Below are 11727 nucleotides of genomic sequence, written 5' to 3' on the forward strand. Positions count from 1 at the left end.
CCCAGTCACAGAGCAATGCCCCATGGGAGTTGAGCTAAAAGTTTGCGGCATCACAGAACTCGAAGACGCACGCTACCTGGCAGGCGCCGGGGCCGACTACCTCGGCTTCGTCCAACACGAGGAGAGCGCCCGCTACGCCCCTCCGGCCCTCGCCAGCGATATTATCGAATGGGTGCACGGCCCGGCCCCGGTTGGGGTGTTCGTGAACGACGGCGCCGACACGATCAACGAGGCCGTGGACACCGCCGGCTTCGAGATTGCCCAGCTCCACGGGCAGGAGCCCGCCCACGTCGTGGAGCGCGTCGACTGCCCCGTGATCAAGGCGATTCACGTGCGGCACGACGCGGCCCCGAACCAGCTCCGGGCCCTCTTCGAACGCTACGAAGACGGGGTCGAGTATTTTCTGCTGGACACCCACGATTCGAGCGTGTGGGGCGGCACCGGCGAGTCGTTCAACTGGCGCCTTGCCCGCGAGCTGGCGGAGGACTATCCGGTCTTCCTGGCCGGTGGGCTCACCGCCGACAACGTGGCCCGGGCGCTCGAAACGATGCGCCCGTTCGCCGTCGACTTGTCCAGCAGCCTGGAGTCCGCCCCCGGACAGAAGAGCTTCGAGAAGATCGACACGTTCATGGATGCGTTCCAGGCCGCGGCGGCCGAGTTGGAAGAAGCCGAAACGCATGACCCCTGACCCGGACCGCAACGCGAGTGTCGCGTAAGAGAGTATTGGTATTCCCGACCGCTATTCACTCTGCAAGAGCTGCCCGCCATGTCCTCTCCCGCTACCACGTCTCGCGCGGACACCCTCCCTGATACCGACGGCCACTTCGGCTCGTACGGGGGAGCGTTCGTGCCGGAGACCCTAACCCCTGTACTGGAGGAGCTGAAGGCCGCCTACGAGACGTATAAGGACGACCCGGACTTCCAGGCCGACCTCCGTGCCCTCCTCCGTGAATACGCCGGGCGGCCCACCCCCCTCTCCTACTGCGACCGCCTGACCGAACGGATCGGCGGGGCCCGCATCTATGCGAAGCGGGAGGACCTCTGCCACACCGGGGCCCACAAAATTAACAACACGCTCGGCCAGATCCTGCTGGCGACGCGCATGGGTAAGGAGCGCATCATCGCCGAAACCGGGGCCGGGCAGCACGGGGTGGCCACCGCCACGGTCTGCGCCAAGTTCGGCGTCGACTGCGTGATTTATATGGGGGCGGAGGACATGGAACGCCAGCGCCTCAACGTGGAGCGCATGGAGCTGCTGGGCGCGGAGGTTCGGGCGGCGACCTCGGGCAGCCAAACCCTGAAGGAGGCCACCAACGAGGCCATCCGGGACTGGGTGTCCAACCCGGACGACACGTTCTACATCATCGGCTCCGTCGTGGGCCCGCACCCGTACCCCATGATGGTGCGCAACTTTCACCGGGTGATCGGCACCGAGACGCGCCGCCAGCTCCGTGAGGAGACCGGCCGGGAGACGCCGGACGCCATCGCGGCCTGCGTGGGGGGCGGCTCCAACGCCATCGGCATCTTCCATCCGTTCCTCGACGACCCCGAGGTGCAACTGCACGGGACAGAGGCGGCGGGCGGCGGCCTCGACGGCGACCACGCGGCCACCCTTGCCGAGGGGTCGCCGGGCGTCCTGCATGGGGCGATGAGCTACCTCCTGCAGGACGACACCGGTCAGGTGAGCCTCGCCCACTCGCTTTCCGCCGGCCTCGACTACCCCGGCGTGGGGCCCGAGCACGCCCACCTGCGCGACGAGGGGCGCGTCTCCTACCACCCGGTGACCGACGACGAGGCCCTGGACGGGGTGGAGCTTCTCTCCCAAACGGAAGGCATCATTCCGGCGCTCGAGACGGCGCACGCCGTCGCCCTCCTGCCCGAGCTGGCGCGCACCCTGGCCGAGGAGCGCGGGGAGGACGCCGTGCTCGTCTTTAACTGCTCCGGCCGGGGCGACAAGGACATGCAGACCATCGCCGCACACCGGTAGAAACGAGCATCTCGCCCCCTCGTCTCTCATCCCCCGATCCTCATGTCGCGACTCGACGAGACGTTCGATGCCCTCGGCCCCGACGAAAAGGCCATGGGGCTCTTCCTCACGGACGGGTTTCCGAATCCCGACGCGACCGTCCCCCTACTCCACGCGATTGATCGCGGGGGGGCCGACTTCATTGAGCTGGGCATGCCCTTCAGCGATCCGCTGGCCGAGGGGCGTCCCATTCAGCGAGCCAGCGCCCAGGCCCTCTCCCACGGAGTCACGCTGGCCGACACCCTCCAGACCGTCGAGGCATTCCGGGCGGACAGCGAGACGCCCCTCCTGCTGATGGGCTACGTCAACCCGGTCTTCAAGTACGGGATCGACGCTTTTTGTCGGGACGCGGCGGCGGCCGGCGTCGACGGCCTCATCCTGCCGGACCTGCCCCCGCAGGAGAGCGACGCGCTCTGCGACGCGGCCGCCGCCCACGGCCTGGAGCTGGTCTTCCTGATTGCCCCCAACACCTCCGACGAGCGGATTCGAGTCGTCGACGAGCGGGCCACGGGCTTCGTCTACGCCGTGAGCGTGACCGGCCTCACAGGCAGCGACCTGGCCGAGACGCCGAGCGTGGACGAGTATCTGATGCACGCCCGAGACGTTGTGGCTCGGAACCCCCTCCTCGTCGGCTTTGGCATCAAGACCCACGACGACGCAATGGAGCTGAGCCGGCACACCGACGGCTTCATTGTCGGCTCCGCCCTCATCAACCGCGTTGAGGCCCTTTGGGACGCCCCGGAGCGGCCGACGGCGGACCGCCTCGACAAGGTGGAGGGGTTTGCCCGCCACCTCAAGTCGGGGACGCCGGTCCCCATCCCTCAACCCAACCCGGCATGAGGCCGGGCGGCGCGCCCGGTCGTCGTCTCAAAACGCGCGTCGGGAATGGAACGGCCCCGGAGCAATCGTTGTGCTTGGTCGTGTGAGGGGGTGCGTTCCAGTTCACTTCTCCATCTTCCCTCCCATGCGCCGCACTCTTGTCGTTCCCGATGCCCTCCTGCTCGGGACGCTGCTCGCCGGTCTGCTCCTCTTGTCCGGATGTGAGGGCGACTACCGCCCCCGTGCCGTGGGGCCCATCGGCGAAATCACCGTCGTCATGGACAGCTCGCACTGGACGGGCCCCAGCGGCGAGGCGCTGCGCGCACACGTCACGCCCTGGGTCGAAACCCTCCCGGTGTCGGAGCGCTCTTTTCAGCTGCGCCACCTGGAGTTGACGGACGAACGCACGTACGAGCGCGTTCAGGACCTGAAAAACGTCATCATCGCGGCGCCCCTCAGCGACTCGACGAACGAGACGTCATTTCTGCGGCGGCGTCTTTCGGACGAGGCGGAGCAGGCCATCCTGGACGGCCAGACCGCCGTCGTCCCCAAGCCGAACTTGTGGCGCCGCAGCCAGCGCATCTACTACGTCGCAGCGGCCAGCCCGGACGCGCTCGCCGAGACGTTCCAGAGCCAGGGGACGCAGATCCGAGACACGTTCACGGAGGCGACGCTCCAACGCATGGACCGGAATATGTACGAGGACGATCGCCGGTCGGCGCTCGAGGACACCCTCATGCAGCGCCACGGCTTTGCCGTGAACATGCAGTCGGACTTTCAGATTGCCGTCGACACCACGACCGGATCGGAAGGGTTCGTCTGGCTGCGGCGTCTTCTCGCCCAGACGCGACGCGAGTTCTTCGTCTACTACGTTGAGGACGTCAGTCCCGACCAGATCACCCCCGAGTGGATCTACAACACCCGCGACTCGCTCACGCGTCGCCATCTACGGGGCAACGTCCGGGGGTTTGCAAAGATCGACTACCGGCGCCCCCTGGAGACCGAACAGCGCTCGTTTCTGGACCGGTACGCGTACGACTCGCGGGGCCTCTGGTACATGGTCGCCCCGTTCGGTGGGGGCAACGAGCTTCGCCCCGTCGGGGGTGGGGGGCCGTTCGTAAACTACACGTTCTACGACCAGGCCACGGATCGGGTGTACATGCTGGACGGGTCGATCTTTGCCCCCGACAACGACAAGATCGACCTCCTCCGGCAGATGGAGGTCATGGCCCGTACCTTCCGCACCGCGGAAGGAAGCCGCTCGCCGGATGCGTCGCCGACCGCCGCAAAGTAATGCCCACGGTCTCCTCTCTTCTCCGCTCGGTCCCTCCTCGTCGGTGGGGCATGGTCGGGGCCGCCATCGGTCTCGGATTAATGGTGGGATGCTCGGGGTTCTCGGCCGGCGACACGCCGCTTCCGGACACCACGTTCACGCGCGTGCTGACGGAGCTACACATGGCCTCCTCGCGCCAATCCCGGGACGTGGCGACGCCTCCGGGCCTTCGAGACTCGATTCTCGCGCGGTACGACGTGGAGCCGTCCGAATTCGAGGCCACCCTGCGGCACTACACCCGTCGCCCGGATCGCTTCGAGGCGATGTACCAGACCGTGATCGATACCCTCCAGGCCCTGCGGCGCCCGGACCGACGCAGGCCTGATTCGCGAAGCATCCCGGACTCTCTTAAGGACCGTTCCCGAAAGGCCTCCGACGCTCCGTAGCCCCGCGCCCCGCCTCAGAGCCAGTTTTCTGCCCGCTCCGTGAGGCGCACCGATCCGTCAAGGGGATCCCCCACGGCCAGGTAGTCCTCCTCGACGAGCCACTCCACGAGCTCGTCGATGCGCCGGGGCGGCACCGGCGGGTCGTCGAACCACTCCTCGCGCGGGGTCGACGCGGCCACCTGCTCCAGGATGCGGCGAAGGACCGGCTCGTCATCGGGGGTAATGGCCGCGGGCTGATGCCGGCCGAGACACACGTCGCACGCGTCACACTGCTCGTCGGCCTCCTCCCCGAAGTAGGTGAGCAGGGCCCACCGCCGACACGCTACCGACCGCGTGTACCGGAGCATGTATTGGAGCCGCGTTTCGGCCCGCCGCCGGGCACTCTGGACGGCCTGGTCGTCCACGGGCAATTTCGAGGCGCGGGGGTGGGCGAGCTCCACCTGAAGGGCCGCCCCCGGCGGTTTCCAACGGAGCACCCCCTGCTCCTCCAGGTAGCGCAGCCCGGCACGGAGGCGGTCTCGGGACAGGTCTGCCCGGCGCCCGACGGCCCGCAGGTCGAGGGGCCACCACCCCCGAAACGCGTCGGCGTGGACGGCCCGCAATAGGGTCCGCACAAACGCGGCCAGCGCCCGGTTGCCTGCCGTGTCGGCGTATTCGCGAACCTCTCGGGCCGACGCCGAGAACCGCAGGAGGCCGAAATGCTTGCGGCGCGGCAGAACCGTCCACGCCCCCTGCCGGTCGATCAGGTCGACGGCGGTTCGCACCTTCGTCCGCGAAAAGCCGGTCGTTTTCAGGACAGCGTCGAGACGGACGGCGAGCGGCCCGTCCGGCTCGCTCCCCACCGGGATCTGTCCCACGCTGCAGACCGCGTCGTAGACCGCCCGCACCTCTTCGGCCGTAGGGTGTGAGGATTCGATCAGGGCCGCCTGCGTGTCGGCGTCGGTGGGCTGGTACAAGAGCACCGCGTGGGCCCGCTTTCCGTCACGCCCGGCCCGGCCCGCCTCCTGGTAGTAGCTCTCCAGCGACGATGGGGGGGCCATGTGCACCACGAAGCGCACGTCGGGCTTGTCGATGCCCATCCCAAAGGCGTTGGTCGCCACCATGACCCGCAGGTCGTCGTCGACCCAGGCCTGCTGGCGGTGCTCGCGGGCCTCAGCATCCAGGCCGCCGTGGTACGCCGCCACGGAAACGCCGTGCGCGTCGAGCCGCTTTCGCCACCGGGCCGCGTCCCGGCGCGTGGGGACGTAGACGATGCCCGTCCCCGGCACCGCGTCGACGACCGCACGGAGGCGCTCCCACTTCTTGTCGGTGCGGAAGACGGACCACGTGATGTTGGGGCGGTCAAACCCCCGCACCACCTCGACGGCGTCCGGCAGCTCCAACAGATCGAGAATGTCTTGACGCACCGCCGGGGTGGCCGTGGCGGTGAGGGCCACGGTGGGGGGCGTTCCCAGTTGCGCCCGGGCGTCGGGGATCTGGAGATAGTCGGGCCGGAAGTGATGGCCCCATTCGCTCGCGCAGTGGGCCTCGTCAACCGCCATCAGCGACACGTCCAGGCGCTCCGCCCGGGCCTGAAAAACCTCCGTCGCGAAGCGCTCGGGGGCCATGTAGACAAGATCGTACTGCCCGTGCTCCGCATTCGTCCAGCGCTGCTCCACCTCGTAGCCGGGCAGGGTGCTGTTGATGAACGTGGCGGCGATGCCCTGGGCCTGAAGCGCCCCCACCTGGTCCTGCATCAGCGCGATGAGCGGCGAGACGACCAGTACGAACCCATCGCCAAGCACGGCGGGGAGCTGGTAGCACAGCGACTTCCCGCCCCCCGTCGGCATCACGCCCAGTACGTTGCGGCCTTCCAGGAGCGGCTCCAGCACCGCCCTCTGGCCGGGCCGGAACGACTCGTGCCCCCACCCGCGCTGCATCGCACGGCGCGCCTCCTCAACCGAATGCGACGTCAGGTCGGCCATCAACAAGGGGGGCTCAAGTCGAATTCCATTTTCCGCGATCAGCTATTATGTTTGCCCGCGCACAGCGTTCGTTCTCTTCCCCACGCGGTTCGGCCGCAGGCCGGTTCTCTCATGTCCGCCCCGCCGGTGTCCATCATCATCGTCACCTGGAACGCGAAGGAGCTGGTGCAGACGTGTCTCCCCTCCGTGGTGGCCACCGACTACCCGAACTTCGAGATTATCCTGGCCGACAATGCCTCCACGGACGGCACCGCGGCCTGGGTCGCCCGCGAACATCCGGAGGTGAAAATCGTCCGCCACCCCGGCAACTGGCTCTTCTGCCGCGGCAACAACGCCGCCCTGCCCCACGCCTCCGGCCGGTTTGTGGTGCTGCTGAACAATGACGTCGAGGTCCCCCCCGGCTGGCTGCACCCGCTCGTGGAAGCGGCCGCCGGGCGGCCCGATGTCGCCGCCGTGCAGCCCAAGCTGCTTCAGTACGACGACCGCGGCCGGTTCGAGTACGCCGGCGGCGCCGGCGGCTTCCTGGACCGCGCGGGCTACCCCTTCACCCGGGGGCGCCTCTTCGAGACCATGGAACGCGACCGGGGGCAGTACGACGATCCGCGCGACGTCTTCTGGGCCACCGGGGCGGCCCTCCTCCTCCGGCGCTCGGCCCTGGACGAGGTTGGCCCCCTCGACGAGCGGTTCGAGATGCACATGGAGGAGATCGACCTCTGCTGGCGGCTCTGGCGCCACGGCTACCGGGTCCGCGTGGCCCCGGAGAGCACGGTGTACCACATCGGGGGCGCGTCGCTTCCGCAGTCGTCCCCCCGGAAGACCTACTACAACTACCGAAACAGCCTGCTCATGCTCTACAAGAACCTCCCGCCGTCGTCCTGGCGCCAGACCCTGCCGCTCCGGCTGGCCTGTGACGTAGCGGCCCTCGGGCGCGTGCTCGCACAGGGACGAGGGCGGGAGGCCACGGCCATCCTCCGGGCCTACCGGGACGCCTTCCGCATGCGCCGGCACTGCCACGACACGCGGCCCGCCCCCGCCGACCCGGTGGTGGTGCCGTTCTACCGCGGCCTCGTGCCCGTCGACTATTTTCTCCGCGGCCGCCGCACCTTCGCTGACCTCCCGCGGTCACGCTTCGTCCTCCCGGACGACCGCCCCTGAGGGGGCCGGGTCGGCGGCCCCCTCGGGCCGCGCCTCGCGCCGCCAGACGACGGCCGCCACCGCGGCCAGGACCACCACCATCCCCACGATGGAGGCGGGCGGCGGCACCTCTCCGAACAGGCCGTACGCGAGGAGCGACGCCCCCACCGGCTCCAGGAGCGCCAGCATGCCCACGAGGGCGGCCGGCACGCGCTGAAGGGCGTAATTGAAGGACCCGTGCCCCAGCACCTGCGGCCCCAGGGCAAGCCCGACACAAACCGCGTAGAAGGACCAGGAGTAGCCCGTTAGCGGAACGCCCCGCAGGACGGCGGCCGCCAGGGCCGTCAGCGCCGCCACCGCGTAGAGGGGCGTCACGTACGCCAGCCAGGACACCTTCTGCCGGACGACCCGCCCAATGAGCAGGTACACGCTCACCAGAAGCGCCCCGCTCAACGCCAGCGCGTTCCCCAGGAGCGCCCCCTGGCCCAGGGCCACCGTCCCCGCGTCGGCCCACCCGATCAGCCCCGCCCCTCCGACCGCAACCCCAATGGCAAGGACGGTTCCGCGGCGCAGTCGCTCCCCCAGAACCAGGTAGCCCAGGGCGGCCAGGATGACCGGGCTCGTCGTCACCAGCACCGACGCGCTGGCCACCGTCGTGTGGTACAGCGACTCAATCCACGCAATGAAGTGCAGCCCCAGAAAGACGCCGGCCGCGCCCGTCAGCATGACGTCTCGACGCGTCAACCGCCGGAGCTCCGGTGCGGTGCGGGCCGCCGCGACCGGAATCAGCACGGCCGCCGCCGTCACGGTCCGCCACACCGCAATCGCGAGGCCCGGCACGTCCCCCGCCCAGCGCACCAGAATGGGCGCAAAGGCGAAGCTGAGGACGCCGAGGCTCAGGACGACGTAGATCCGGCGGGGCCAATCGGACATGGGAGAAGCGGGCCAGTGCCGTGGCTACCGGATCCGGTCCATCGACTCCACGAGCTCAATGTCGCTTTCGATGCCCCGGCGCGCCAGCCGAAACAGGACGTATGCAACGATGGGGAGCAGCAGCGCGATCGTGCGGCCCCACAAAATGCCCGTCGGATCGGTGAAGGTGAGGGTGCCGGTCGCATACAGCCCGCCATACATCACCCCCGCGAGCACGAGGGTGAGCACCTGAAGCCCGTACACGACCGTTCGCTGCGTCTTGCGCCGCTCGTAGAGAAAAATGGCGCCGAGTGCGGTGGCGGCGGTCCCCACGACGAGCCCGGCGACCGACGGGACGAACCAGGCGTACCGCTGCGCGGCGGGGTCGCTCCAGGGGACCTCGAAGAGACCCGTGGCCGCCAGTGCCAGGGCACCGAGGAGCAGGTAGACGGTTTGGATGCGTTGGATCATGGCGGTCAGGTCGGGCAATCAGTTACGCGTCAACGTTGCTCGCCACTCGGTCCGAGAGGGCGTCGGCGAACTCGGACGTCGAGGCGTCCCCGCCCACGTCCTGCGTCAGCGTGTCGCCGTCCCGGTACATGGCAAAGAGGGACTGTTCGATCGCCGCGGCCGCCTGGTCCTCGCCAATGTGTTGGAGCATCATCGCGGCCGTCCGGGTCATCGCCGTGGGGTTCGCCACGTTCTGGCCCGCAATGTCCGGCGCGCTGCCGTGGACCGCCTCAAAGACCGCCAGCTCGTCCCCGATGTTGGCCCCGGGCGTCACCCCCAGCCCCCCGACGAGCCCGGCCGTCAAGTCACTTAGGATGTCGCCGAAGAGGTTCGTCGACACGATGCAGTCGTAGTTCTCCGGGTTGGTGACGAGCTGCATGCACAGATTGTCGATGATGCTGTCCTCAAACTCGATGTCCGGATACTCCGCCGCCAAATCGCGACCGATGTCCAGGAAGAGCCCCGACGTTTTCTTGAGAATATTGGCCTTGTGGGCGAGCGTGACGTGCTCGCGGCCGTGGGCCTGCGCGTACTCGAAGCAGAAGCGGATGATGCGCTCGGCCCCCTGCTTGGTCACCCGGGCAATCGAGTCCGCAATGTCGAGCCGTTCATCGTAGTACTCGATGCCGGAGTAGAGCCCCTCCGTATTTTCGCGGAAGATGATCAGGTCGACGTCGTCGAAGGGCGTGTCCAGCCCCTCCAGGCTCGTGGCGGGCCGGACGTTTGAGTACAGGTCCAGGCGCTGACGGAGCTGCACGTTGACACTCGTAAACCCTTGTCCCACCGGTGTCGTCACGGGGCCCTTGAGGGCCGTCCCGCGTTCTTGGATGGAGTCGACAATGTCGGGCGGCAACGCGGGGCGCCCTCGTTCGACCGCATTCGCTCCAATCACGCGGTGCCGGTCCCAGTCGATGTCTACGCCGGCGGCCTCAATGACTTGGAGGGTCGCCTCGGTAACTTCGGGGCCGATGCCGTCGCCGGGAAGCAGGGTGAGTTGATGGGCCATAGATGGGGATGTGGTTCGGAATCAGTGAGAAAAGCGGAACTGCAATGTGCCGGCCCGCCGGTCCTCAACGCAGGGCCGCGAAAGACACGCCGGGCCAAACAAAAAAGCCCTGCCGGGAAGCAGAGCTTTTTGGGGCGAGGGCGCGACTCATCAGGACGGAGGAGGGCCCTCGCGGTTGGACGAGTAGTTGATGCGGAGCGCGTTCGCCTCTCGGAGCTCCTGCTGCACCTCGTTGACGATCTGCATCTCGGACTCCTGGTCCACCTTGAGGGACACAATCAGCTGCGGCTGTTCCTGCAACTTGTTGTACATGATCTGGCGGATGGTGCGTCGGTTTTCGATCAAGGCGTCATCGATCTGGATTGCGGTGTCGCCCTGGTTCTCGCCCCGCTTGAGAGGGCCAATGTGCACCTTCGAGATGAGCCGCTTCTGGTCGATTTTCGTCAAGGCCTCCGCCTGTGGAAGCTGGGTTCGGACCTTGATGTCCGTCTCTCGGAGCACCGTCGCCACCATGAAGAAGATCAGCAGCATGAAGACGATGTCCGGGAGCGAAGCGGTCGTAAACTCCGGCTCCGTGCTCGAGCTTCCCCGTTGAAACTTCTGCGACGCCATGAGAAGGAGGTATCAGTAAACAAAAACGGATTGGTCGGACGCTCCTGTGCGGCAGGCGAGTCCCCTACTCGCCGGTGTCGGGCTCGGCAATTGAGATCTGAGCGCCGAAGGTGTCCCGAATCTGGTTGTCCTCGTCCGGGCCGAGCTGGTTGTAGTACTCCCGGTAGCTCGAATAGGTCTGGTCGAGCCCCGCCGACCCGCCATCGGGGCCCGGAAGCCGGTTGGTCCGGGCAATCTGGTCCCAGATCTCGCGGTACGACATCCACACCTCGTCCAGGACCTCAATGTAGGTGTTGTAGGGCGTCGCGGCGTCGGTCTTGATGGAGATCACCGCGTCGTCCGGGCTGGCGGACAGGCTCGGGTCCTCTCCGTAGTTCAGCACGTGCTTCTTGACGCGGTCGCGGATCTCGGCCACGCGAGCCCGCTCCTCGTCGACCAGCACGTCTCCGGAGGCATTCACCAGAACGTTCATGAGGTTTCGCTCCTTCACCGGGGGGGGCTCCTGCTCCGGCTTTAGCTTCGGCGGCAGGGTCATGCCGATTCCGGTGTCGACGTTAATGGTCGTGGTCACCAGGAAGAAAATGAGGAGCAGAAAGGCAATGTCCGCCATTCCCGCGGTCGGGATGGACGCTTCTTCTCGGTCGCTGCGCCGCTTCTCCAGCAGTCCAGGCATAATTTTGAGATCACTACCGGTGGACAGTTCAGTGCGTTGTCGGGGGCCGGGCGGCTACATCATGAAAAGCTTGCGCAGGCCCGTTAACAAGAGGCTCAAGGCGGCCAGGCCAAACATGACGACGAGGGTGTATATGCCCGCCTGGACCCACGTTGCCATCGTGGCCCCGAGGACGGCAAGTAGCACCCCGGGGATGGCGATGATGGCGATGCTAAGGGGCTGCACCTTGCCGTACACGAGGCTGCGGAGGCCGAAGATGCCCATGCCCAACAGGCTGAGCCCGGCGAGGGCGATGGCGGCCCAGATGGCAATGGGGAGAATTGCATTTTGACTCATAAAAGGACTGTCGGTC

General features: G+C 67.5%; 13 protein-coding genes. 6 read left to right on the plus strand and 7 right to left on the minus strand.

Annotated features, from left to right (window positions below; genetic code table 11):
* Window positions 1-22 precede the first annotated feature (22 nt).
* The 5 genes from OJA40_RS01650 to OJA40_RS01670 all read left to right on the plus strand — a co-directional run bounded on the left by OJA40_RS01650 (window position 23) and on the right by OJA40_RS01670 (window position 4564).
* Window positions 23-688, plus strand: coding sequence for a phosphoribosylanthranilate isomerase (locus OJA40_RS01650; protein ID WP_208425991.1), 666 nt, complete (start codon window positions 23-25; stop codon window positions 686-688).
* A 78-nt stretch (window positions 689-766) separates the two neighbouring features.
* Window positions 767-1987 (plus strand): tryptophan synthase subunit beta, encoded by a 1221-nt coding sequence (trpB, locus tag OJA40_RS01655; protein WP_263791652.1) that lies wholly within the window; start codon window positions 767-769, stop codon window positions 1985-1987.
* A 42-nt stretch (window positions 1988-2029) separates the two neighbouring features.
* Window positions 2030-2866, plus strand: coding sequence for a tryptophan synthase subunit alpha (gene trpA, locus OJA40_RS01660; RefSeq protein ID WP_208425993.1), 837 nt, complete (start codon window positions 2030-2032; stop codon window positions 2864-2866).
* 124 nt (window positions 2867-2990) lie between these two features.
* A complete protein-coding gene (locus OJA40_RS01665) occupies window positions 2991-4139 on the plus strand; it encodes a DUF4837 family protein (RefSeq protein ID WP_208425994.1) in 1149 nt (382 codons plus the stop codon).
* Entirely contained in the window at window positions 4139-4564 is a 426-nt protein-coding gene (locus OJA40_RS01670; protein WP_208425995.1) for a DUF4296 domain-containing protein, read from the plus strand. The genes OJA40_RS01665 and OJA40_RS01670 overlap by 1 nt, the downstream gene beginning before the upstream one ends.
* 14 nt (window positions 4565-4578) lie before the next feature.
* Here the strand turns inward: OJA40_RS01670 and OJA40_RS01675 are convergent, their stop codons facing one another.
* On the minus strand, window positions 4579-6528 hold the full coding sequence (locus tag OJA40_RS01675; RefSeq protein WP_208425996.1) for a RecQ family ATP-dependent DNA helicase: 1950 nt from the start codon (window positions 6526-6528) through the stop codon (window positions 4579-4581).
* Window positions 6529-6639: 111 nt separating this feature from the next.
* Between OJA40_RS01675 and OJA40_RS01680 the strand changes: the two genes are divergently transcribed.
* Window positions 6640-7683 (plus strand): glycosyltransferase family 2 protein, encoded by a 1044-nt coding sequence (locus OJA40_RS01680; RefSeq protein WP_263809849.1) that lies wholly within the window; start codon window positions 6640-6642, stop codon window positions 7681-7683.
* Here OJA40_RS01680 and OJA40_RS01685 read toward each other — a convergent pair.
* The 6 genes from OJA40_RS01685 to OJA40_RS01710 form a co-directional block, all read right to left on the minus strand.
* Window positions 7651-8595, minus strand: coding sequence for a DMT family transporter (locus OJA40_RS01685; RefSeq protein WP_263791644.1), 945 nt, complete (start codon window positions 8593-8595; stop codon window positions 7651-7653). The genes OJA40_RS01680 and OJA40_RS01685 overlap by 33 nt on opposite strands.
* Window positions 8596-8619: 24 nt before the next feature.
* On the minus strand, window positions 8620-9045 hold the full coding sequence (locus OJA40_RS01690; RefSeq protein WP_263791643.1) for a DUF4293 domain-containing protein: 426 nt from the start codon (window positions 9043-9045) through the stop codon (window positions 8620-8622).
* A gap of 22 nt (window positions 9046-9067) precedes the next feature.
* Window positions 9068-10090, minus strand: coding sequence for an isocitrate/isopropylmalate dehydrogenase family protein (locus OJA40_RS01695; RefSeq protein WP_208425129.1), 1023 nt, complete (start codon window positions 10088-10090; stop codon window positions 9068-9070).
* Between the two features lie 150 nt (window positions 10091-10240).
* Window positions 10241-10702, minus strand: a complete 462-nt coding sequence (locus tag OJA40_RS01700; protein WP_011404423.1) for an ExbD/TolR family protein — start codon at window positions 10700-10702, stop codon at window positions 10241-10243.
* Window positions 10703-10766: 64 nt separating this feature from the next.
* On the minus strand, window positions 10767-11375 hold the full coding sequence (locus tag OJA40_RS01705; protein WP_011404424.1) for an ExbD/TolR family protein: 609 nt from the start codon (window positions 11373-11375) through the stop codon (window positions 10767-10769).
* Window positions 11376-11429: 54 nt separating this feature from the next.
* Window positions 11430-11711 carry a hypothetical protein gene (locus OJA40_RS01710; protein ID WP_208425130.1) on the minus strand — a complete coding sequence of 94 codons (282 nt, stop codon included), beginning with the start codon at window positions 11709-11711 and terminating at the stop codon, window positions 11430-11432.
* Between the last annotated feature and the right edge of the window lie 16 nt (window positions 11712-11727).

This window comes from Salinibacter pepae (assembly GCF_947077775.1).
GTDB lineage: Bacteria > Bacteroidota > Rhodothermia > Rhodothermales > Salinibacteraceae > Salinibacter > Salinibacter pepae.

Coding starts and splice junctions, on each gene's coding strand:
- OJA40_RS01650 (WP_208425991.1), top strand. CDS start 23: ATGGGAGTTGAGCTAAAAGTTTGCGGCATCACAGAACTCGAAGACGCA.
- trpB (WP_263791652.1), top strand. CDS start 767: ATGTCCTCTCCCGCTACCACGTCTCGCGCGGACACCCTCCCTGATACC.
- trpA (WP_208425993.1), top strand. CDS start 2,030: ATGTCGCGACTCGACGAGACGTTCGATGCCCTCGGCCCCGACGAAAAG.
- OJA40_RS01665 (WP_208425994.1), top strand. CDS start 2,991: ATGCGCCGCACTCTTGTCGTTCCCGATGCCCTCCTGCTCGGGACGCTG.
- OJA40_RS01670 (WP_208425995.1), top strand. CDS start 4,139: ATGCCCACGGTCTCCTCTCTTCTCCGCTCGGTCCCTCCTCGTCGGTGG.
- OJA40_RS01675 (WP_208425996.1), bottom strand. CDS start 6,528: ATGGCCGACCTGACGTCGCATTCGGTTGAGGAGGCGCGCCGTGCGATG.
- OJA40_RS01680 (WP_263809849.1), top strand. CDS start 6,640: ATGTCCGCCCCGCCGGTGTCCATCATCATCGTCACCTGGAACGCGAAG.
- OJA40_RS01685 (WP_263791644.1), bottom strand. CDS start 8,595: ATGTCCGATTGGCCCCGCCGGATCTACGTCGTCCTGAGCCTCGGCGTC.
- OJA40_RS01690 (WP_263791643.1), bottom strand. CDS start 9,045: ATGATCCAACGCATCCAAACCGTCTACCTGCTCCTCGGTGCCCTGGCA.
- OJA40_RS01695 (WP_208425129.1), bottom strand. CDS start 10,090: ATGGCCCATCAACTCACCCTGCTTCCCGGCGACGGCATCGGCCCCGAA.
- OJA40_RS01700 (WP_011404423.1), bottom strand. CDS start 10,702: ATGGCGTCGCAGAAGTTTCAACGGGGAAGCTCGAGCACGGAGCCGGAG.
- OJA40_RS01705 (WP_011404424.1), bottom strand. CDS start 11,375: ATGCCTGGACTGCTGGAGAAGCGGCGCAGCGACCGAGAAGAAGCGTCC.
- OJA40_RS01710 (WP_208425130.1), bottom strand. CDS start 11,711: ATGAGTCAAAATGCAATTCTCCCCATTGCCATCTGGGCCGCCATCGCC.